Source organism: Sinorhizobium fredii, from assembly GCF_002944405.1.
GTDB classification, from domain to species: Bacteria; Pseudomonadota; Alphaproteobacteria; order Rhizobiales; family Rhizobiaceae; genus Sinorhizobium; species Sinorhizobium fredii_C.
The window spans coordinates 2,367,410-2,388,627 of sequence record NZ_CP024307.1 but is presented as its reverse complement, the minus strand read 5'-3'; the positions used below and the strand labels follow the sequence as shown (position 1 = coordinate 2,388,627).

Below are 21,218 nucleotides of genomic sequence, written 5' to 3'. Positions count from 1 at the left end.
GATCGAGATGAGGAGGAACGCCGTTACCTAGGCCTCGACCTTGCGAAGTCAAATCTCCGGCTTCTCGGCCGCAACATGCAGCCAGCGTGTCGGCTTGCCGTCATAGCCGCCGCCGTCGGCTTCGGTGATTTCGACCGCCCTCCAGCCCGTCTCTTCGAACTGCCGCAGAAGCCACTCGTGCGAGGGATAGTTGTAGTAGCGGCCGAAGTCATCGCGACCCGGCCACCGCCGGCCTTGAAGCTTGCATGCAGCACGCCACCGAACTTGAGAGCCCGGAGGAGGCGGGTGAGCACGTCCGGAAGGGCCGTACGCGGCACATGCAGCAGGCAGGCCTCCGCCCAGATGCCATCGAACCGCTCCCGCCAGGAAAGCTCTTCGAAGCGGACCACGCCGACGGGCCGACCGAGCAGGCGTTCGGCCTCGGCCGCCAGTTCGGGCGAGCCATCCGTCGGTGTGACGTCGAAGCCGCGGGCGATCATATAGGCGCTGACCACCGCCGCAGCCGATCTCCAGCACGGCGGCGCCGGGGTTCAGCCGCGCCAGGAACTTATCGAGCCGCCTCGCGGGCGTCCGGCGGGCACGGCGCGCATAGGCGGCGGCGCTGTCGCGGTAAAACCGGGCGGTGCCGTCATCGATGGTCGTCATATCGTCCTCCTGCGGGCCGGGCCTTCAGCATCGTTCCGGGCATGTCGGAGGATAATGCCACGCGTTGGCGCCTTTGCGCATCCGGTGTCCTGCGGAGTCGCCGGAACAGCCTGCACTCTGTATGCTGGAGGCGAGCTGGATTCGAGTGGCGAATCGTGCAACGGGTCTACAATCTACGGGTTGTGCCTTGGCGCTGTGACCGAGCGAGGATCAAGGGCCATGTCCGAAACGCGTCGCAAGCTGACAACCATCTTCTGTGCCGACGTCCAGGACTATTCGCGCCTGATGGGGGCGGATGAAGAGGGGACGCTGGCCACCCTCAAGCAATACCGCGATGCCATGGCGCGTCTTATCGCCTCGCATGGGGGCCGGGTCGTCAACACCTGGGGCGACGGGCTTATTGCCGAGTTCCCGAGCGTGGTGGAGGCGGTGAGGTCGGCCGTCGATGTCCAGAGCGAACTGGCCGGGCTGAACGCCGGGCTGCCAAGCGCGGCGCGGATGTTCTTTCGCATCGGCATCAACCTCGGCGACGTGATTGCCGAAGGCAACGACATCTACGGCGACGGCGTCAACATCGCCGCCCGGCTTCAGGCATCCGCACCCGCCGGTGGAGTCGTCATTTCCAACACCGTCTATGATCAGGTGCGCAACAAGGTAGCGGTCGGATTCGACTTTCTCGGGCAGCTCGAGGTCAAGAACATCGAGGGCGGCGTTCCGAGCTATGCGGTTCGGATCGGCGCCGGGGAAGATCGGGCCGCGCCGACGGCCGACCCCGTCTTCGGGCGGCAGGCGCAGCCGCTGCAGCCGGCCGCGGCTGCACCCATCCGCCGACATTCTCGGGCTTATATGGTGCTCGCCATGGTTGCCGCCGGTGTCGTCGCCATAAACCTTCTTTCGTGGCGAGGCGAATTCTGGGCGGTATGGCCGCTCTTCGGGATCGGGCTCGCCGCAGCATTGCTCTGGATCAGGACCTCACGGGTGGACCGCGGATTTGCCACGCTCGCCGTGGCCGGGCTCGCCATCGTCACGATCAACCTTCTTAGCTGGAGCGGAGAATTTTGGGCGCGCTGGCCGCTGCTCGGCCTGGCGATCGCCGCCGCCATTCGATGGGTCATGCGCGGACGAGGCAGCGTCGGTCGTTGACCGATGCCAGATCGCTTTCGCGAAGCGCCGATTGGGCCCGCCGGAACACAACCTCACCTTGGTCCAGCTGGCATTTCGCGCTTCTCCGGATTTCGTATTTAAGCTACCCTTGAAACATCCTGGCCAAGTGCCGCAGGAGCGGCTCTTCTCGTGGAACGCAAGCTCGCAGTGATCCTTGCCGCTGACGTGGCCGGCTACAGCCGGCTCGTCGCTGCGAACGAGGAAGGCGTCCTCGAGCAGCTGCGGACTTATGGGTCCATCGTCGCCGACCTTGTGGGCGAGCACGGCGGGCGCATATTCGCATCCGCCGGCGACAGCGTCGTGGCAGAGTTCCAGAGCGCCGTGCAAGGGGCGCGCGCCGCCGTTGCGATCCAGCGGATATTGAGGCGCCGCAATGCCGATCTTGCGCCGGATCGGCGAATGGAGTTCCGCATCGGCCTCCATCTCGGCGACGTCGTCGTGGAAGGCACCAATCTGCTCGGCGACGGCGTCAACGTTGCGGCGCGGCTGCAGGAGGTTGCACAGCCCGGCGGTATCTGCGTTTCGGGCGCATTGCGCGATCAGATCGAGGGCAAGCTCGGCTCTCCAATGGTCCGGCTGGGCGACCGCAAGCTCAAGAACATCCCCCGGCCGATGGCGGTCTTCGGACTCGATTGGCGTCCGGAGGACTCGGCCGAGGCGGCCGTACTGGGCGGCCCGCTTACGCTACCGGACAAGCCGTCGATTGCGGTACTTCCCTTCGTCAACATGTCGGGCGACCCGGAGCAGGAATATTTCGCCGACGGTCTGACAGAAGACATCATCACGGCGCTTTCACTTTATCGCTGGTTCTTCGTGGTCGCTCGAAACTCCTCGTTCGCCTATAAGGGGCGCGCCATCGACGCAAAGCAGATCGGTCGTGAGCTCGGCGTGCGCTACATTGTGGAGGGGAGCGTGCGCAAAGCGGGTACCCGCTTGCGCGTCTCCGGCCAACTTGTCGAGACGAACACCGGCGTACACCTCTGGGCACAGCGCTATGACCGCGAGATCGGCGACATTTTTGCCATTCAGGACGAGCTCGCCCAGAGCATCGTCGGCGCCATCGAGCCCGAAATCCTAATTGGCGAAAGCCGCCGCGCGCTGTCGTGCGGAACGGACAATCTCGACGCCTACGAATGCCACATGCGCGGCACGTGGCTGCATAACGCGCAGGACACCGCCGAGCACTTCAAGGAAGCGATCGCCTGGCATCGTCGGGCGATTGCTCTCGATCCAGACTTCGGTCGAGCGCACATGATGCTTGCCCGCGCGCTATATGCACAATGTTTCCATGGTTTCAGCGCCGCCGTCGATCGCGATGGTGCCGAGCTCCGAGCCGCGGCCGAGCGCGCTGTCGCCCTGGATGATCGCGATCCCTATTCCCACTATGCAATGTGTCTTGCCCATTTTGTCGGGCAGCGGGCACACGCGGCGGTCGCCGAGGCGCAGCGCGCGGTCGACCTCAATCCGAATCTCGCGCTCGCTCATTTGGGCTTGGGATGGGCCCGGATCTACACTGGTCAATGCGCAGAAGCGCTCGATTCCCTTCACACGGCACTAAGGCTCAGCCCGCACGATCCGCTGACGTATCTGTTTCTCGATCGGCTCGCGCTCGCGCATTACCATCTCGCCAATTACGACGAGGCGTTGCGGTCTTCGGAACGAGGGGTTTCGCTCCGCCGGGGATACTTTAGCCGGGTCGTGCTGCTGGCCATCCTAGGCCAGCTTGGCCGCAACCAGGAAGCACGTGCCCTGATTCCGGACATCATGGCGAACGTGACGACCAACCTCGCACACTACTGGCGGATGCTGACTCCGTATGCAGAACCAGCCCAGTACGAGCACTTCCTCGATGGATTGCATAAGGCAGGGCTGGCCGTCGTTCGTTGAGCCAGCGGGCGGAGGTGCGGTTTTTCGCGGTCCGCGCAGGTTTGGTAAGACTGGGTGCAATGGTGCCCGAACCGTGGAGGGCGCGGCGATGAAATGGGAGTGGAGAGCGAGAAACCTGGTGGCGCCGGCTGCGGCGCTCGCGGTCCTGACATGCGCGGCAGTGGCTTCCGCAGGCTCGATGGACGAACTGGTTACCGCCGCCAGGGAGGAAGGACAGCTCAACGTCATTGCCTTGCCCCGCGACTGGTGCGGCTACGGCGGCATCATCGATGGTTTCAAGGCGAAATACGGTTTGGCGGTCAACGAACTGAAGCCTCAGGCGGGATCGGAAGAACAGATCGAGGCGATTAAGGCGGGGATCGGGGCCGGCCGAGAGAGACCGGATGTGATCGATGTCGGCATCTCCTTCGGCCCACCCGCAAAAAAAGACGGCTTGCTGCAGCCCTACAAGGTTTCCACCTGGGACACGATCCCGGACGCCGTCAAGGATGCGGACGGTCATTGGTATGGCGACTACTACGGGGCGCTCGTTTTCGAGATCAATGCGGACCGGGTCTCGACGATGCCGCGGGATTGGGCCGATCTCGCTTCGCCTGACTACAGGAACGCAGTCGCGCTTGCCGGCGACCTCGCTTCGAACCAGGCCATCCTCGGTGTTTACGCCGCGGGCCTCTCCATAACGGACCGAAACGTCGAAGAAGCTGCGAGGCTGGGGCTGAGGTTCTTCGCCGATCTCAACAGCAAAGGCAACTTCGTTCCGCTCGTCGGTAGCACCGACACACTCGTAGACGGCCGCACACCGATCCTCATCCGCTGGGAGTATCTCGCGCTCGGTGATCGCGACCGCCTCAAGGGGAAAACCAGGATCGAGGTCGTCAGACCCAAGACGGGCAACATTGCCGGTGTCTATGTCCAGGCGATCAGTGCCTCTGCTCCGCATCCGAACGCCGCCCGGCTGTGGATGGAGCACCTCTACTCCGACGAGGCGCAACTTGCCTGGCTGGCGGGCCATTGTGAGCCGATCCGCCGCGCGGACCTGATGCGCAAAGGTGCGATACCTGTTGATTGGCGCGAGAGGCTGCGGCAAATCGAGCGTGATCGCGGCGCCTCGGACCCGGCCTTTCCGAGCATCCAGGAACAGGAAAGGGCGCGAGACGTCATCATAAAAGGATGGGACGACATCGTCGGCGTGAAGATTGAGTGTGAGCCTCCGCAGCCTGATCCCGGCCCGATCGCCTTGAATACCAACCGAACCTGCCAGGCTCCCGTTCCGCAATAGTCGCCATGCCGCGGCGGCGATTTGCCCTCTTCCTCACGACGGCGGGGATCGCAATATAGGTCAGCAATATTGACATAAATCGCGCGCTGTGATCATCTCCGGCCCACGCCAAGAGGAGGGCCGCATGTTCAATTGGGAAAGTATTTTCGCAACGCGCTCCAGCCGGATGAAGGCTTCGGAAATACGCGAGCTCTTGAAACTGCTCGACCGTCCGGACATCATCTCCTTCGCCGGCGGCATTCCCGATCCCGAGCTCTTTCCGCAAGCGGAGTTCGCCCAGGCCTATGCGGAGATCTTCGGCGGGCCGGCGGTCAGTGCCGCCCTGCAATATTCCGTCAGCGAGGGATACCGGCCGCTGCGCGAATGGCTTGCCAAGCAGATGACGGCGCTCGGCATTCCCGCGACCGTCGATAACATCTTCATCACCTCCGGCTCGCAGCAGGGGCTCGACTATCTCGGCAAGCTGTTTCTCTCGCCCAAGGATACGGCGCTCGTCACCTGGCCGACCTATCTTGGCGCGCTGCAGGCCTTCAACGCCTATGAGCCGAACTACGACCAGCTGAACCCCGGCGGCAACCGCACGCCGCAAGCCTATATCCAGGCGGCAGCCGAGGCGGGCGGCCGGGTGAAGTTCGCCTATCTCTCGGCCGATTTCGCCAATCCGACCGGCGAAACGGTCGACCGCGCCGGCCGTGAGCGGGTGCTGGACCTTGCCGAGGAGCTCGATATCCCGGTGATCGAGGATGCCGCCTACCAGTCGCTGCGCTATGACAGCGAGGCGATCCCGCCGATCCTGGCGCTGGAGATCGCCCGCAGGGGCGACATCAACAATGCCCGGACGATCTATTGCGGCAGCTTTTCGAAGACGCTGGCGCCGGGGCTGCGCGTCGGCTGGGTCTGCGCGGCAGAGCCGGTGATCCGCAAGCTGGTGCTCCTGAAGCAGGCGGCCGACCTTCATTCCTCGACCATCAACCAGATGGCGATCTGCACCGTCGCCGAACGCGGCTTCGACGAGCAGGTGGCGAAGGTCCACAAGGTCTACAAGCACCGCCGCGACACGATGCTCGCGGCGCTCGAAAGATACATGCCGGCCGGCGTCACCTGGACCAAGCCGGAGGGTGGCATGTTCGTCTGGGTCACGCTGCCGAACGGCACGGACGGCGCCGAACTCCTGGCCAAGTCGATCCAGAGCGCGAAAGTGGCCTTCGTTCCCGGCCGCGCCTTCTTCGCCGACGGCTCCGGTGTGAACACTCTGCGCCTGAGCTTCTCCTGCGCCAACGACAGCATGATCGACGAAGGCATCCGCCGGCTGGGCGAGTTGATTCGCGGCGGGATGGCGAAAGCCGCCTGATCGGCAGTTTTCAACAAATCATGAAGGCCTTGGCCGGGCGTGCCACTCGTTTAGCTGCTACTTCAGTCGAGGGTTTCAGCTGAAGTCCTTGCCGAAACTCGATATTCTATGAGCGTGGCGGCCCTTGCGGCCTTCGGAATCGAAGCGCCGCGTCGCCTCTCCGAGGCCCCGCGTCAGCCGTTGCGCGAGCCTTTCAACCGCCGGCCCCTTATTGAGGCCATATTCTGAACCAGTATCTCGCCCCGTTCCGCCGCGCTGCAGCAAGATTGTTGCGGCGCATCAGGGAGCTTTGTTTTCCGGTTTGCTGATACCCTTCGGCCGGCCGGAACCGGAGCGGGATGCGTTTGCGACGCCGCTCCATCTGTTCATTGCCGCATTTGCGCGACGTCGGGTGACATGACCCGACTGCAAGTGCTCTAGGACGGGGCGTTGTGCGTATGAGTACACCAGCGACTTCAGGAAATTTTCGTCCGGATATCGAAGGCCTGCGCGCCTTGGCAGTTTCGGGTGTCATCGCCTTCCACTTCGGAATGACCAGCTTGCCGGGCGGATTCGTCGGCGTCGACATCTTCTTCGTCATTTCCGGCTTTCTGATCACCAGGCACCTGCAACAGGAGATTGCGAGAAGCGGCACTGTCGATCTCTGGCGCTTCTACGCCCGCCGCGCCCGCCGGCTGCTTCCGGCCTCGCTCTTCGCCATCCTGACCACGCTGCTCGTCGGTTATTTCATCCTCGCGCCGTCCGAGCAGCAGTTCTATTCCAAGGGATCGCTGTTCGCCTCGGCCTATATGATCAACCTCTGGCTGATTAGGTGGACGGTCGACTACTTTGCCTCGGACGCCTCGAACAATCCCTTCATCCACTTCTGGTCGCTCTCGGTCGAGGAACAGTTCTATCTCGTCTGGCCCGCGCTGCTGCTGATCCTCGCGCGGCTGCGGCCGGGGAAGGGCGGTCTTTTCTTTCTTCTCGCCCTAGTCGCCGCCGTCTCCTTCGCACTCTGCTGGCACATGACGGCCGTGTCGCAGCCTTGGGCCTTCTATTTCTCGCCCCTGCGCGCCTGGGAATTTGCCTGCGGGGGGCTTGCTTCGATGGCGCTGCCGCAGCAATGGGCGCGGCGCTCTCGCTTTGCGCCTGCCCTCGGCTGGCTCGGGCTCTTTCTGATCGTCACCGCCTATCTGGCCGTGACGGAGGAAATACCTTTTCCGGGCTCGATCGCGCTCGTGCCGGTTCTCGGCACGGTGCTTCTGCTCCTGAGCGGCGCCCATGAGGGAGCGGCAGGCCCGAAGTCCGTCCTCGCGCTTAGGCCGCTGCAGGAGATCGGAAAGCTCTCCTATTCGCTCTATCTTTGGCACTGGCCGGTCATCGTCTATGCGGGCATCATCGAACCGGAGCTTTCGCTCGTCGACCGGCTTCTGTGCCTGGCGGTTACGCTCGCCCTGTCGCTCTTCAGCTATCACTTCATCGAAAATCCGATCCGCCACAACGGCTGGCTGGCAGCGAGGACCGGACGCTCGCTGGGGCTCGCCGCGTTGCTTACAGGGGCGGGCACGACGCTCGCCTATGGCAGCGCCGCCCTGGCCGGCTACAGCCTCGATGGGGAGCAGCGACAGATCCAGCAAAGCGCCGAACGCAAATCGGCGGCGCGTGAATTCGATTCGGCCTGCGTGCTCGAAAGGGAAGCGGTGCAGCCGAAGTCATGCGAATTCGGCGCCGCCAAGCCGAAGAAGACCGTCGTCCTCCTCGGCGACTCCCATGCCGACCATTGGTCGACGCCGCTGAAGAAGATCGCCGAAAGGAACGGCTGGCGGCTCGTCACCTATCTGAAGTCGTCCTGCCCGGCGGCGGATGTGCCGACCTGGAACGGCGTGCTCATGCGGAACTATGACGAATGCGACGCCTGGAAGCGCCGGGCGTTCGGCGAGATCGCGGCGCTGAAGCCGGATGTGGTGATCCTTTCGCAATATTCGTCGAGTTATGTGAAGAACGACATCAACTTCGTATCCAGCCACCAGATGGATGTGCGGGATTGGGAGAAAGGCATCAGGCGCTCGGTCGAGACGCTAGAACGCGCCGGCAGCGACGTCGTGCTCCTGCGCGACGTGCCGGTGCACAAATCCTATCTCGACAAATGCGTGGCGCGCGCCCTGTGGCAGCAGAAGAGCCCGACCGTCTGCGACACGCCGCGCCGCGAGGCGGTGGAGGAAACCATCCCCGCCGCGGAAAGAAAGGCCGCCGTGGAGACGCATGCGTCTTATGTCGATGTGGTTGATCTGTTCTGCAACAGGACAACATGCCCCGCGGTCGTCGACGGCAAGCTCACCTTCCGCGACCGCCACCATATCGCGACGCCCTACGCTGAGTCGCTCGCGCCTCGCCTGGAGCGAGCGGTGTTCGGGGGACGCTGACAATATGGCTCGGAGGCGCACCCCCCTCTGCCCTGCCGGGCATCTCCCCCACAAGGGGGGAGATCGGCCAGAAGCGAAGACCTGCCCGAGAGTGAGCGCAATGATGCTAGGTCGGCGAATGCACCGTCAGAATTTCAGCTCTGAAAGTTGAGCGACACATTGCCGCTTGCCGATCTCCCCCTAGTGGGGGAGATGCCCGGCAGGGCAGAGGGGGGTAATCCAACACTGCTGCAGTCGAGAAGCAATCACCGCTCCCCCTCAAACATGCGGCCCGAGCAGCGACAGATCGGCGGCGCCGAGCCGGTCCTTGGCGGTCCAGAGCTGGTGCCAATAGGGATAGATGACCGGCGGCAGGCTGACGGCGTCGAGCAGTTCGCGTTCCTCGTCGGTGAGCTTGAGGCTGGCGGCGGCGAGATTGTCGCGGAACTGCGCCTCGGTGCGGCCGCCGATGATGACCGAGGTGACCGCCTTGCGGCCGATCAGCCAGGCGAGCGCCACCTGCGCAGGCGAGACGTTGCGCTCGGCGGCGATCGCCACCAGCATGTCGACGATCTTCCAGAGCCGTTCCTCGTCGCGGATCGGCGGCTCGTTCCAGCCGGCAAACTGGCGGGTGCCTTCCGGTGACTGGCCGCGGCGGTGCTTTCCGGAAAGGAGGCCGCCGGCGAGCGGGCTCCAGACGAGGATGCCGAGGCCCTGGTCGATCGAGATTGGAACCAGCTCGTATTCGGCCTCGCGGGCCTCCAGCGTATAGTGGATCTGCTGGCTGACGAAGCGCTGGCGGTGTTCCAGCGCGCTGATGCCGAGCGCCTTCATGATGTGCCAGCCGGAATAGTTGGAGCAGCCGATGTAGCGCACCTTGCCCTGGCGCACGAGCGTGTCGAGCGCTTCCATCGTTTCCTCGAGCGGCGTCTGGCCATCCCATTCGTGGACCTGGTAAAGGTCGATGACGTCGGTCTTCAGCCGCTTGAGGCTTGCCTCGCAGGCGCTGATCAGGTGCTGGCGCGACAGGCCGCCGTCATTCGGACCCGGGCCCATGGAGAAGCGCGCCTTGGTGGCGAGAAGCACGCCGTTCTTGCGCTTGCCGCCCAGTACCTCGCCTAGGATTTCCTCGCAGGTGCCGGTCGAATAGATATCGGCGGTGTCGATCAGGTTGACGCCGGCATCGAGGCAGAGGTCGACATAGCGGCGCGCCTCCTCGACCCCGACACTGCCGACCTGTGCGAATTTGCCGCCGCCGCCGATGGTCATCGTTCCCATCGTGACGGTCGAGACTTTCAGACCGGAGCGGCCGAGCAGACGATATTCCATTGTCTCGCTCCCTTGCGTGGTTGTCGCCGGAGAGGGTAGCGGGCATGGCCGCGAACGCAAGCGGCGTCCCGCCGAAAGGGTCAAAGAAAGCGTGCCGGCATCGCGTCCTTGTAGGGGAACATGTGGAAATAGGGTCTCGCCTCGGCGAGCGTGCGCTTAAAGGAGGGGCGCTCGAGCAGCCGCTCGAAATAGGCCGAAAGGTTCGGATGGGTGTCGCCGAAGGGCTGCACGATGCCAGCATAGAAGAGCGCGGGGGCGGCGGCGCAATCGGCGATGGTGAAGGCCTCCCCAATGGCGAAGCGCCGGTCCTTGAGTTGGCGCTCGGCCAGATCATAGGCGGTTGCGAGCGACCCGCGGGCGTCGGCGACACCGCGGCGGTCGTTCTCGCCGGAAGCGCGTAGCGTGTCGGTGACGATCTTCTGCATCGGCACGTGGATGTAGAGATCGAAGAAGCGGTCCCACAGCCGTGCCTCGAGCGCCAGCGCATCGTCGCGCGGGATCAGGGGTTCTTGGCCGGCATAGTGGCGATCGAGATATTCGATGATGACCGAGGTTTCCGGCACGATCCGGTTCTCAGCGCCATCGTGCAGCACCGGGATCTTGCCGACCGGCCAGACCTCGAGGTAGCGGGCATTCTCCTGCGGGTCCATGAGATCGACGATCCGCGCCTCGAAGGGCGTTCCGGCCTCATAGAGCGCGATCAGCACCTTGTGGCAGAAGGAGGCGAGCGGGTGGAGATAGAGAGTGAGAGCCATGGGCGTGCCTATAATGATTGGTTGCGTTTCGCAATCAGTATAGCGCGCCAGCGCGAAGAGAAAAGGGGAGTCTTCGCGATTCATCCGCCGTGAAGGCCATCGTCAGCTCAATGCGTTTCCCGCCCCACCGTGAAAGCCGCGACGAAGTGCTCGAGGCTTTGCTTGACGAAATCGGTGACCGGCATGCGCGGATCGAAGCTCCACCAGAGGAGCGCGCCCTGCCATTGGGCGGCCATCATCAGGCCGATGCCGGTGGGGGCGGCCGGAACACGCGCGAAACGCTCGTCGAGCGCCGCGGAGAGCACGTCGCGCCAAGCCGCGCCGCGGGCGCGCAGCAGCGGGTCGCGCAGGTCCTCGCGGAGAATCAGGAGATCGTCCGCGTAGCTTTCGATGCCGCCGTAGTCGCCGGAGAGCCCAATGAGCAGGGCGACGGCGCCCGCCGGGGTCTTCGGCGCGGCGGCTACCAGCTCCGCCGTCAGCCGGTCAAGCCGGTCCCAGGCCTGCAGCAAGGCCGCCTGGATGAGGCCCGATTTGGTTACGAAACGCTGCACCAGGGTCGAGGGGGAAAGGCCGCAGGCGGCCGAGAGGGCCGCGAAGGTGAGGGCATCCGGCCCCTCCTTGCGCATGAGGTTGAGGGCCGCGTCGAGCACCTCTTCGTTTGGCAGAGTTTTGGGGCGTGGCATTTTTGACCTTTATTTATAACCGAATAAGCGTTTATATATGTGTGTGCCGATCAAGGCCAGAGGGATTTCTCAGGGAGGATGCCATGACGCTTGAAGGCAAGGTGGCGCTGGTCGCGGGCGCAACGCGCGGTGCCGGCCGCGGCATTGCGGTGGAACTCGGCGCCGCGGGCGCGACGGTCTATGTCACGGGGCGGACGACGCGGGCGCAGCCGTCGGAATACCAGCGACCCGAGACGATCGAGGAAACGGCGGAGCTCGCGACGGCCGCGGGCGGCAAGGGGATCGCCGTCCAGGTGGACCACCTGCAGCCGACGGCGGTGCAGGCGCTCGTCGATCGCATCCGTCGCAAGGAGGGAAGGCTCGACATCCTCGTCAACGACATCTGGGGCGGCGAGAAGCTCTTCGAATGGAATAAGCCGGTCTGGGATCACAATCTCGAGAACGGCCTGAGGATCCTGCGGCTGGCGATCGACACGCATCTGATCACCGCCCATTACGCGCTGCCGCTCCTGATCGAGCGACCGGGCGGGCTGCTGGTCGAGGTGACCGACGGCACGGCGCAATACAATGCCGATCACTACCGGCTCTCGCCCTTCTACGACCTCGCCAAGATCTCGGCGAACCGCATGGCCTGGGCGCATGCCAAGGACCTCGAGCCCCACGGCGCCACGGCGGTCTCGGTCACCCCCGGCTGGCTGCGCTCGGAAATGATGCTCGAGGCCTTCAAGGTGACGGAGGAGAACTGGCACGACGCCACGGCCTATCAGCCGCATTTCGTCATTTCCGAAAGCCCGCGCTTCGTCGGCCGGGCTGTCGCGGCGCTTGCCGCCGATCCGGAGAAGTCCCGCTTCAACGGCCAGTCGCTATCAAGCGGCGGGCTCGCCCAGATCTACGGCTTCACCGACCTCGACGGCTCCCGGCCGGATTGCTGGCGCTACATGGACGAGGTGATGGAGGCCGGCAAGCCGGCCGATCCGACGGGGTATCGGTGAGGCAGCTTCCTCCTGACGCGGGGTGAGGCAATCTGTCGGACGATCGCAAGTGCTCGCAAGAGGCGGTAATCATGTTGCTATTCACCGTCTCGTTCGCACCGCTTCGGAAATGCGGCGCAAGGTTGTATCTTGCTCTTGCGAAAGCGGCGTCATCGGAGGGCGCCACTCACCGACGCGGGAGGGGAGCATGGCGGAAGCGGACAAGGTCTTTGCGGGAGCGATACCCGAGCTTTACGAGCGGCTAATGGTGCCGCTGATCTTCGAGCCCTATGCGAAAGACTTGGCCGAGCGGGTAGCGCAGCTCAAGCCCCTTGATGTACTTGAAATCGCCGCCGGCACCGGCGTTGTGACCCGGATGCTGGCGCCCAAGCTCGATGTCGAAGCGCAGTTCGTCGTGACCGATCTCAACCAGCCGATGCTGGATGTCGCGCATGCCAGGCTGGGCGATGACGAACGGATCGTCTGGCAGCAGGCGGACGCCATGGCGCTGCCCTTCGACGACGAAAGCTTCGATGTCGTGCTCTGCCAGTTCGGCGTGATGTTCTTCCCGGACCGGGTGAAAGCCTACCGAGAGGCGCGGCGCGTGCTGAAACCCGGCGGGCGCTTCCTCTTCAACGTCTGGGACAGGGTGGAGGCAAACGAGCTTGCGCATGCGGCCGTGGAGGCGCTGGCAGCGCAGTTCCAGGAGAACCCGCCGAGCTTCATGCGCCGCGTGCCGCACGGCTATGCGGACCCGAAAATCATCCGCGCCGATCTGGTGGCCGCCGGCTTTCACGACATCACGCTCGAAACGCTCGAGAAGAGGAACGGCCCCATATCCGCTTCCGATGCCGCGACCGGCTTCTGCCAGGGCACGCCCGTCCGCAGCGAGATCGAGGAACGCGACGCTTCGGCGCTGGCCGCGGTCACGGAGGAGGTGGCGGAGGCGCTGAGGAAGCGCTTCGGGAGCGGGATGATCGAACGGCGCATCCAGGCTCATGTGGTGGGCGCCGTCCGTTGAGTTGCTGCTGCAAGTTTCCTTCGTATAGGGAATGAAAACATGCAGCAATTCAAAGTGTTATTGCGGCCCCTGCGCGTCTGACTACGGTGCACGACAGCAGCCTAATGGGCTGGTCGGTTACCTTGCAAAAAGTCCATCTGCAGTCCTCATTTCCTGTGACAAGCGCAGGGATGACGGCGAGAAGCATCCAACAAGGCCCACTGGCGCTACTGTCGTGTACTATGGCGCCTGACAAGACCCGCGGCACTGTGGGGCGAAGGCGCTGTTCGACTTCGAAAGACCGTCGAGGAAGCTGTAGCCGGTGACGCTGGTGACGTCCTGCACGCCCTCGGTGCTGCTGAGGAAGGTCTCGACCTGGCGGAGCGCCGCGTCCGTGCGGTTATAGGAGGCGCCCTCCGGCAGGCGGACCTCGGTGAAGAACATGCCCTGGTCTTCGCTCGGCAGGAAGCCGGTCGGCACGACGCGGAACAGCCAGCCGCTGGCGCCGATCGCGACGACGAGCAGGACGAGGCCCATGACGGCGCGCCGGGCGATTTCTCGGCCACATAGACATAGCCGTCACGGCCATTGTCGATGCGGCGCGACAGCCAGCCGAGAATGCCGCGCTTCTCGCCGTGATGCGGCTTGAGGAGGACGGCGCAGAGGGCCGGACTGAGCGTCAGCGCATTGATCGCGGAGATCACCATCGACACGGAGACGGCGACCGCGAATTGCTGGAACAGTTGCCCGCTCAGGCCCGGGATGAAGGCGACCGGCACGAAGACCGAGAGCAGCACCAGGGTGCGAGACGCGGTTCTGCACGTCGACCGTGGCGATGTCCGGATCGGTGCCCACGGCAAAGGTCACCGTCAGCGTATAGGAGCCGTCGGCGCCGCTTGTCGACTTCATGTAGAGCATGTCGTCGACGCCGACGATCTGGCTTTCAATCGGCTGGGCGACGGTCGCCTCGACCACCTCGGCGCCGGCACCCGGGTAGCTTGCCGTGACGCTCACCTGCGTCTGCACGATATCCGGGAACTGGGCGAAGGGCAGCGCGGTGAGCGCGATCAGCCCGGTGTCAGGACGATGGAAATGACCGCGGCGAAGCGGGGCCGATCGATGAAGATCTCGGAGATCATGGCTCAGCCGCCCGCTGCCGGTGCGGCATCGACCGTCATGCCGGGACGCACCCTGCCGACGCCGTCGGTGATCACCTGCTCGCCCTCTTTCAGCCCCTTGGTGACCGCCTGGCCGCGGGTGGAGCGCTGGACGTCGACGCGGCGAAGCTCGACCTTCGAGCCCGCCCCGACCACCATCACGAAGGCGCCCTGCTGGTCGCGCTGGATCGCCTGCTGCGGCACCGCCAGAACCTCGTGCTTGTCGGTCTGCTCGAGCGTAACCCGAACAAGCGTGCCGTCGAGCAGGAGATAGTCGGGGTTTTCGAACTCGGCCCGGACGGTGATCGTGTCGGTGCGTGCCGAGACGTCGCTGGAGACGAAATTGATGGTCCCCTTCTTCGGATAGGTCGTGCCGTCCGGCAGCAGCAGCTCCACATTGGCGTCGCGGCCGATTTCGCCGCGCAGCGCCCGCTGGCGATATTCGAGGAAGAGCGCGGTCGAGACCGGGAAGGGCCGCAAAATTGGAGTGCTGACCTGAGGGACGCTCGGCGATGATATTTCACGGCTGGCATTGGAAATAGTCGAAGAGATGGCTGCTTCCGGCCGATACTGTTGAAAAACTCGTCGTTGCAGGCACTTGGGACGCGTGATTCAATCCTCTGAGTGATTTGGCAGGGGATCAGGCGATGATGGGAACGCAGGCGGCTCCGGCGCAGCTCTTTTACGATTTCAGTCTCGATGAGCACGTGCCAGCCGACCATCTTCTGCGCCGGATCGATCAACATCTGGACCTCGATGGCGTCCGCGCGCAGTTGAAGCCCTATTATAGCAGTACGGGTCGACCCTCGATCGATCCGGAGCTGATGATGCGCATGCTGATCATTGGCTACAGCATGGGCATCCGGTCGGAGCGCCGGCTGTGCGAGGAGGTTCATCTCAATCTCGCTTACCGTTTGTTTTGCCGGCTTGGACTGGATGGCAAGGTGCCGGACCATTCCAGCTTCTCGAAGAACCGCCATGGACGTTTCCGCCAGAGCGATATCCTGCGGCATCTCTTCGAGACGGTGGTTGAGCGCTGCCTGGCACAGGGTCTTGTCGGTGCTGAAGGCTTTGCCGTCGACGCCAGCTTGATTTCCGCGGATGCCAACAAGCAGCGCTCGGTATCTGGCGCAGAATGGAGCGCGCAAGCGGCGAAGGAGAATGCAGGCCGCTCCGTTCAGGAATATCTGGCGGTGCTTGATGACGCTGCTTTTGGTGCGGCTTCGCCGGTAACGCCGAAGTTTGTTTCCCCGTCAGACCCGGCAGCCCAGTGGACGGGTGCCCATAAAGGCCATGCCTTCTTCGCTTACGCCACCAACTATCTGATCGACACCGATCATGGCGTCATTCTTGACGTGGAAGCGACCCGTGCCATTCGACAGGCGGAAGTTGGCGCTTCACGCACCATGATCGACAGAACAGAGAACCGCTTTGGCCTGAAGCCGGGTTATCTGGTCGCCGACAGTGCCTACGGCTCCGCTGACAATCTGGCCTGGCTTGTGAAGGAAAAGGAGATCGCTCCGCACATTCCTGTGTTCGACAAGTCCAATCGGACAGACGGGACTTTCTCGCGTGCCGACTTCCATTGGGATGGCGAGGGAGATCGCTACATCTGCCCGGCGGGCAAGGAATTGGTTCAGTTCCGCCGCACCTACGCGACGCCCCGATCGGGCATCACCAGTGAAGGCACCCGGCTTTATCGGGCCAGCAAGAAGGACTGTGATGTGTGCGATCTGAAGCAGCGCTGCTGCCCGAATGCAGTTGCTCGCAAAGTCCCTCGTGATCTCAATGAGGATGCCCGTGACGTCGCCAGAGCCATTGCCGGCACGCCCGATTACGAGCGTTCACGGCATCGTCGCAAGAAGGTCGAGATGCTCTTCGCTCACCTCAAGCGCATCCTGCGGATGGCCAGGTTGAGACTGCGCGGTCCCTGTGGTGCACGCGATGAATTCCTGCTCGCAGCAACGGCACAAAACCTCAGAAGGCTGGCAAAGCTTAGGCCTTCACGCCTCCCATCCGCCGCCATCGCCGCATAATGGTCGGTTGCCTGGCGCCATCCCACCGCATCAGAGCGGGAGACACCTTGCCGACCCTTTGAAAAACCGCGTGCAGAGCGTCGCGGTTGCTCAAACTGCGAGTTTTTCAACGATATCGGCGCAAAGCTGACCCACGCTCGTCTACCCACTCCCCTGTCACACCCCTGTAAAACACTCGCTCTATCCCTCGGCGCCATCTTTCTCCCACCGAGGGCAATTCCCTATGAAAACGCTTGTCTCCGCCGTTGCCGCCACGCTTCTTGCCGGCCTTTTTTCTACCGCGGCCTATGCCGAAAACCTTATCCTCTACACCAGCCAGCCGAACGAGGATGCGCAGGCGACGGTGGATGCGTTCAAGGCGGTAAATCCCGGCGTCGAGGTCGAGTGGGTGCGTGAGGGGACGACGAAGATCATGGCCAAGCTGATGGCCGAGATCGAGGCGGGCAATCCGGTGGCGGACGTGCTTTTGATCGCCGATACGGTGACGATGCAGCGGCTGAAGGAGGGGGGGCATCTGCTGCCGCATAAGTCGCCGGAGGCGGCGGGCTACAATGCGGCGCTCTATGATGCGGACGGCGCCTATTATTCGACCAAGATGATCACCACCGGTATCGTCTACAACAGCTCGGCCGGGATGAAGCCGGAAGGTTGGCAGGATCTGACCAAGCCTGAAGCGAAGGGCCTCGTCACCATGCCGAGCCCGCTCACCTCTGGCGCGGCGCTGATCCATGCCGAGACGCTCGCCGCCATTCCCGGCCTCGGCTGGGACTATTACAAGGCGCTGGCCGAAAACGGCGCGACGGCCGCCGGCGGCAATGGCAGCGTGTTGAAGGCGGTCGCGACGGGCGAGAAGGCCTATGGCATGCTCGTCGATTTCATGGCGATCCGCGAGAAGGCCAAGGGGGCGCCGGTGGAATTCGTCTTCCCGGTCGAGGGCGTTTCCGCCGTCACCGAGCCGGTCGGTATTTTGAAGACCGCGAAAAACGTCGAAGCCGCGAGGAAATTCGTCGACTTCCTACTTTCCGAGGAAGGTCAGAAGGTGGCGGCGAAGATGGGCTATATCCCGGCCCGCAACGGCGCGGCGCTGCCGGAAGGCTATCCGGCCCGCGAGACGATCAAGGTGCTGCCGCTCGATGCCGCCGCGGCGGTCAAGAATTCCGAAGCGGACCTCAAAACCTTCTCCGGCATTTTCGGGACGAACTGATCGCCCGATGACGCGAGCGGACGAGACCGCCCGCGGCCGGAGCGCGCGCGCTCCGGCCGCAGCGCCGGACGCGGAAAGAGGCTCCGGGTCCAACACGCCGGATCCGTCGCGTCTTCTGTCGAAGGCGCGGCGCTTCGGCCGGTTGCGGTTTCTCTTTGGCGGCAAGGAGGCGGCGGAAAGCCGGCCTCCCCAGATGACGTCCGGCAAACTGCCGGCCGCTCTGACGCGGACCTTGCGCGGCGTCGAACTGCCCCCGATGCCTCACGCTACGGAAGACGGCATCCTCAAGGCGCGGCCGCCGCGCGGCCGGGAAGGGCTCGGCTTCCGCCCGCGAAAGCGGCGGGCGCCGTCTGGCGAGCCGGCCTGGCTGCTGCCTTTCATACTTGGTGCGGTGCTCTTGCTTTCCGTGCTGCCGCTCGCCCGCCTGGCCGGGGCGGGGGTGAGCGGACTTGTCGACGGCGAGGCGGCGCGGCTGGTCTTCGAGGCGGCGACCTTTGCGGCACTCCGCAACACGCTTCTCACCGCCGCCGGCGGCATGGTCGTCTCGCTCCTCTTCGGTTCGCTCTTCGCCTTCGCGCTGGCGCTCACCGACATTCGCGGCAAGCTGGCGTTAAGCTTCGCTTTCATGCTGCCGATGATGATCCCGCCGCAGGTGACGGCGCTCGCCTGGGTGGAGATGTCGGGGCCGGCGAGCCCGCTCCTGAAGACGCTCGGGCTGGCGCCGCCGCTCGGCAGCCCGCAGCCGCTCTATTCGCTTTCCGGCATCGCGCTGCTCTTGGGTGTTCAGCATGCGCCGCTCGTCTTCCTGGCGCTGAAGGCCGGGCTTGCGGCGAGCCCGCGCGACGGCATCGAGGCAGCGCGCCTTTCAGGTGCCGGGCCGTTCCGGGTGTTTCGCGATATCGTGGTGCCGCTAAGCGCTCCAGGGCTGATCGCCGGCGGTGCGATCGCCTTCGTCTCCGGCATCGGCAATTTCGGCATTCCGGCGATCCTCGGCATACCTGCCGGCATCGAGACCTTGCCGACGCTGATCTTCAGCCGCTTGGCGAGTTTCGGCGCCGCCACCTTCGGCGAGATCGCGCTGATCTCGACCTTAATCGCGGCGATCTCCGCCGCCGGGCTTCTCGTACAGCAGCGGGCGCTCGCCGGCCGCGACTATCGCCTGATCGGCCATTCCGGCGCCCGCGCCGCCTTTTCGCTGGGGCGCTTCCGCATCGCTGTCGAGGCGCTGCTCCTCATTGTGCTGGCGCTGGTGCTGGTCGCGCCGCTGCTGGCGCTCGTCGCAAGTTCGCTGGTGCCGGCCTATGGCGTGCCGCTCAGTTTCAACACCATGTCGCTCAGCGCCTATGCGGAAATCCTCTTCCGCCAGTCGATCACGCTGACGGCGCTCAAGAATTCGCTGTTCCTCGCCTCTGCCGCCGCCCTCGGGCTACTCCTCGTCACCGTCCCGGCCGCCTATCTCTTGACGCGGCGGAAGGGGGCGCTCGCCAATCTCGTCGCCATCCTGATCGAGATCCCTTACGCGCTGCCCGGCATCGTGCTTGCCGTCGCCTTCATCCTTACCTTCGCCGCCCCGCTGCCGGTCGTCGGCGTCTCGCTCTACGGCACGATCTGGATCATTCTCGCCGCCTATTTCTCCTCCTTCCTCGCCGTCAGCCTGAAGCCGGTCATGAGCGCGTTTGCGCAGATGGACCCGGCGCTTGAGGAGGCGGCACGGCTTGCAGGCGCCGGCTTCTTCCGCCGCATGCGCGACGTGCTGCTGCCGCTGATCGCCCCGGCCGCCGGCGCCTCGGTGATCCTCGTCTTCCTGATCGCGGCGAACGAGCTCACCGTTTCGGCGCTGCTCTGGTCGGCGGGCACGCAGACGCTCGGCGTCGCGATCTTCAATCTCGACGACAGCGGCTCCTCCGACCTCGCCTCGGCGCTCTCGGTGCTCATCGTGCTCTTGGTAATCGCGCTGATGGCGGCGCTCGAGTTTTTCGCAAAATACCTGCCGGAGGGCGTGCTGCCGTGGCGCAACTGATCCTCAACCACTTGAGCAAGGATTTCGGCAGCGGCAAGTCTCCTGGGAATGACAGGCCGGCGGTCGCCGATGTCTCGCTGACGCTGCGCCGGCAGGCCTTCCTGGCGCTCCTCGGTCCGTCGGGCTGCGGCAAGACGACGGTGCTGCGGATGATCGCCGGCTTCGAGCAGCCGAGCGACGGCTCGATCTCCTATGGCGAGCGGCGGCTTTCGGACGCCGGGGGCGCGCTGCCGCCGGAAAAGCGCAACATGGCGATGGTGTTCCAGTCCTATGCCCTCTGGCCCCATATGACGGTCGCGCAGAATGTCGGCTATCCCTTGAAGGTGCGCGGCATTTCCGGGGTTCAATGGCAGAAGCGGGTCGGCGAGGCGCTGTCGCTGGTGAAACTCACCGAGCTTGCCGAGCGGCGGCCGGCAGCACTTTCCGGCGGCCAGCGCCAGCGGGTGGCGCTCGCCCGCTGCCTCGTCACCCAGCCGGATGTCGTGCTGCTCGACGAGCCGCTCGCCAATCTCGACCAGCATCTGAGGAAGGCGATGGAGGAGACCTTCCGCACCTTTCACAAGCGCTCCGGCGCCACCATGGTCTATGTCACCCACGACCAGGCTGAGGCGATGGCGCTCGCGACCGACGTCGCGGTGATGTCGGAAGGCCGGCTTTTGCAGGTGGCGCCGCCGGCAGAGATCTATGCCCGGCCGGAGGGCCGGGTGGTCGGCGGGCTGATCGGCCGCGGCAGCATCCTGCGGCTGCCGATGGCGGAAAACGGCGAAAGGCAGCTCGGCTGGCCGGTGCTGCGGGCGGCGCTCGGGTCGCGGGATGGCGTCGCGGACGGGCCGCTTGCCGACGTGCTGGTACGGCCGGAGCATGTCCACCGCGGCACCGACGGCGTGCTGATGCGGGTGCTTTCGTCCGTCTTCGAAGGCGAGCGCTTCGCCCTCGATTTGGCGCTTCCCGACGGCCAGCGGCTGAAGGCCTTCAGCAGCGCGGCGATTGCGGAGGGTACGCTCGCGGCCTTTGTCATCGGCAGTGGCTGGCGGCTTTGAGTTGGGGTCGGATACCGCCGCGGCTTTGCCGCGCATCGGCTGCCTCGAATACCCTCATCCCTGTGCTCGTCACAGGGATCCAGCCAGGGCGCGTCGGCGCCGTGAATGACATCGCGATTGCCGCGAAACAAAGTGTCGCCGCTCTGCCTGTGGCTCACAGTATGTAGTCATCGTTTCACACGCACTAAGAGTTTCTCGCGCCGCAGACGCGGCGCTACTGGATTCCTGTGACGAGCACAGGAATGAGGGCGGGTGGTGCGGCGGCCTTACGACGCGTTGGCGCGGCTGGGGCGTGATGCGTTCCGCTAACCGA

General features: G+C 64.5%; 14 protein-coding genes and 3 pseudogenes. 11 read left to right on the top strand and 6 right to left on the bottom strand.

Going from position 1 to position 21,218, the window contains the following annotated elements; genetic code table 11:
• Window positions 1-48: 48 nt before the first annotated feature.
• Window positions 49-645 (bottom strand): annotated as a pseudogene (locus NXT3_RS11775) (class I SAM-dependent methyltransferase).
• Between the two features lie 219 nt (window positions 646-864).
• On the opposite strand from NXT3_RS11775, the gene NXT3_RS11770 reads away from it, so the two are divergent.
• The 5 genes from NXT3_RS11770 (at window position 865) to NXT3_RS11750 (ending at window position 8,731) form a co-directional block, all read left to right on the top strand.
• On the top strand, window positions 865-1,788 hold the full coding sequence (locus NXT3_RS11770; RefSeq protein WP_104839377.1) for an adenylate/guanylate cyclase domain-containing protein: 924 nt from the start codon (window positions 865-867) through the stop codon (window positions 1,786-1,788).
• Window positions 1,789-1,938: 150 nt separating this feature from the next.
• Window positions 1,939-3,696 carry an adenylate/guanylate cyclase domain-containing protein gene (locus NXT3_RS11765; RefSeq protein WP_104839376.1) on the top strand — a complete coding sequence of 586 codons (1,758 nt, stop codon included), beginning with the start codon at window positions 1,939-1,941 and terminating at the stop codon, window positions 3,694-3,696.
• A gap of 88 nt (window positions 3,697-3,784) precedes the next feature.
• Window positions 3,785-4,975 (top strand): ABC transporter substrate-binding protein, encoded by a 1,191-nt coding sequence (locus tag NXT3_RS11760; RefSeq protein ID WP_104839375.1) that lies wholly within the window; start codon window positions 3,785-3,787, stop codon window positions 4,973-4,975.
• A 124-nt stretch (window positions 4,976-5,099) separates the two neighbouring features.
• Window positions 5,100-6,326 carry an aminotransferase-like domain-containing protein gene (locus NXT3_RS11755; protein ID WP_097525031.1) on the top strand — a complete coding sequence of 409 codons (1,227 nt, stop codon included), beginning with the start codon at window positions 5,100-5,102 and terminating at the stop codon, window positions 6,324-6,326.
• 437 nt (window positions 6,327-6,763) lie between these two features.
• On the top strand, window positions 6,764-8,731 hold the full coding sequence (locus NXT3_RS11750) for an acyltransferase family protein (RefSeq protein WP_104839374.1): 1,968 nt from the start codon (window positions 6,764-6,766) through the stop codon (window positions 8,729-8,731).
• Between the two features lie 258 nt (window positions 8,732-8,989).
• Here the strand turns inward: NXT3_RS11750 and NXT3_RS11740 are convergent, their stop codons facing one another.
• The 3 genes from NXT3_RS11740 to NXT3_RS11730 form a co-directional block, all read right to left on the bottom strand.
• Window positions 8,990-10,039, bottom strand: coding sequence for an aldo/keto reductase (locus NXT3_RS11740; protein WP_037423320.1), 1,050 nt, complete (start codon window positions 10,037-10,039; stop codon window positions 8,990-8,992).
• Between the two features lie 80 nt (window positions 10,040-10,119).
• A complete protein-coding gene (locus NXT3_RS11735; protein WP_104839991.1) occupies window positions 10,120-10,794 on the bottom strand; it encodes a glutathione S-transferase family protein in 675 nt (224 codons plus the stop codon).
• A 107-nt stretch (window positions 10,795-10,901) separates the two neighbouring features.
• Entirely contained in the window at window positions 10,902-11,477 is a 576-nt protein-coding gene (locus NXT3_RS11730; RefSeq protein WP_104839373.1) for a TetR/AcrR family transcriptional regulator, read from the bottom strand.
• Between the two features lie 83 nt (window positions 11,478-11,560).
• Between NXT3_RS11730 and NXT3_RS11725 the strand changes: the two genes are divergently transcribed.
• Window positions 11,561-12,469, top strand: a complete 909-nt coding sequence (locus NXT3_RS11725) for an SDR family oxidoreductase (RefSeq protein ID WP_104839372.1) — start codon at window positions 11,561-11,563, stop codon at window positions 12,467-12,469.
• Window positions 12,470-12,656: 187 nt separating this feature from the next.
• Complete coding sequence (locus tag NXT3_RS11720) at window positions 12,657-13,469, top strand: class I SAM-dependent methyltransferase (RefSeq protein ID WP_104839371.1); 813 nt, start codon at window positions 12,657-12,659, stop codon at window positions 13,467-13,469.
• Between the two features lie 252 nt (window positions 13,470-13,721).
• On the opposite strand, the pseudogene NXT3_RS11715 reads toward NXT3_RS11720, so the two are convergent.
• Together NXT3_RS11715 and NXT3_RS11710 are read right to left on the bottom strand one after the other, a co-directional pair.
• A pseudogene (locus tag NXT3_RS11715) lies at window positions 13,722-14,587 on the bottom strand (efflux RND transporter permease subunit); the annotation flags it as partial.
• A gap of 3 nt (window positions 14,588-14,590) precedes the next feature.
• Window positions 14,591-15,091: pseudogene (locus NXT3_RS11710) on the bottom strand (efflux RND transporter periplasmic adaptor subunit); the annotation flags it as partial.
• A 161-nt stretch (window positions 15,092-15,252) separates the two neighbouring features.
• Between NXT3_RS11710 and NXT3_RS11705 the strand changes: the two are divergent.
• From NXT3_RS11705 to NXT3_RS11690, 4 genes are all read left to right on the top strand, one after another.
• Complete coding sequence (locus NXT3_RS11705) at window positions 15,253-16,641, top strand: transposase (protein ID WP_104839370.1); 1,389 nt, start codon at window positions 15,253-15,255, stop codon at window positions 16,639-16,641.
• Between the two features lie 223 nt (window positions 16,642-16,864).
• Window positions 16,865-17,845: an ABC transporter substrate-binding protein gene (locus NXT3_RS11700; RefSeq protein WP_104839369.1), complete on the top strand. Its 981-nt coding sequence runs from the start codon at window positions 16,865-16,867 to the stop codon at window positions 17,843-17,845.
• A gap of 7 nt (window positions 17,846-17,852) precedes the next feature.
• On the top strand, window positions 17,853-19,865 hold the full coding sequence (locus NXT3_RS11695) for an ABC transporter permease (protein WP_104839368.1): 2,013 nt from the start codon (window positions 17,853-17,855) through the stop codon (window positions 19,863-19,865).
• Entirely contained in the window at window positions 19,853-20,905 is a 1,053-nt protein-coding gene (locus NXT3_RS11690) for an ABC transporter ATP-binding protein (protein ID WP_104839367.1), read from the top strand. Before NXT3_RS11695 ends, NXT3_RS11690 begins: the two co-directional genes overlap by 13 nt.
• Window positions 20,906-21,218 lie beyond the last annotated feature (313 nt).

Excerpts from the sequence above, each read along its gene's own strand:
- NXT3_RS11770 (WP_104839377.1), top strand. The coding sequence starts at position 865 with ATGTCCGAAACGCGTCGCAAGCTGACAACCATCTTCTGTGCCGACGTC.
- NXT3_RS11760 (WP_104839375.1), top strand. The coding sequence starts at position 3,785 with ATGAAATGGGAGTGGAGAGCGAGAAACCTGGTGGCGCCGGCTGCGGCG.
- NXT3_RS11755 (WP_097525031.1), top strand. The coding sequence starts at position 5,100 with ATGTTCAATTGGGAAAGTATTTTCGCAACGCGCTCCAGCCGGATGAAG.
- NXT3_RS11750 (WP_104839374.1), top strand. The coding sequence starts at position 6,764 with ATGAGTACACCAGCGACTTCAGGAAATTTTCGTCCGGATATCGAAGGC.
- NXT3_RS11740 (WP_037423320.1), bottom strand. The coding sequence starts at position 10,039 with ATGGAATATCGTCTGCTCGGCCGCTCCGGTCTGAAAGTCTCGACCGTC.
- NXT3_RS11735 (WP_104839991.1), bottom strand. The coding sequence starts at position 10,794 with ATGGCTCTCACTCTCTATCTCCACCCGCTCGCCTCCTTCTGCCACAAG.
- NXT3_RS11730 (WP_104839373.1), bottom strand. The coding sequence starts at position 11,477 with ATGCCACGCCCCAAAACTCTGCCAAACGAAGAGGTGCTCGACGCGGCC.
- NXT3_RS11725 (WP_104839372.1), top strand. The coding sequence starts at position 11,561 with ATGACGCTTGAAGGCAAGGTGGCGCTGGTCGCGGGCGCAACGCGCGGT.
- NXT3_RS11720 (WP_104839371.1), top strand. The coding sequence starts at position 12,657 with ATGGCGGAAGCGGACAAGGTCTTTGCGGGAGCGATACCCGAGCTTTAC.
- NXT3_RS11705 (WP_104839370.1), top strand. The coding sequence starts at position 15,253 with ATGATGGGAACGCAGGCGGCTCCGGCGCAGCTCTTTTACGATTTCAGT.
- NXT3_RS11700 (WP_104839369.1), top strand. The coding sequence starts at position 16,865 with ATGAAAACGCTTGTCTCCGCCGTTGCCGCCACGCTTCTTGCCGGCCTT.
- NXT3_RS11695 (WP_104839368.1), top strand. The coding sequence starts at position 17,853 with ATGACGCGAGCGGACGAGACCGCCCGCGGCCGGAGCGCGCGCGCTCCG.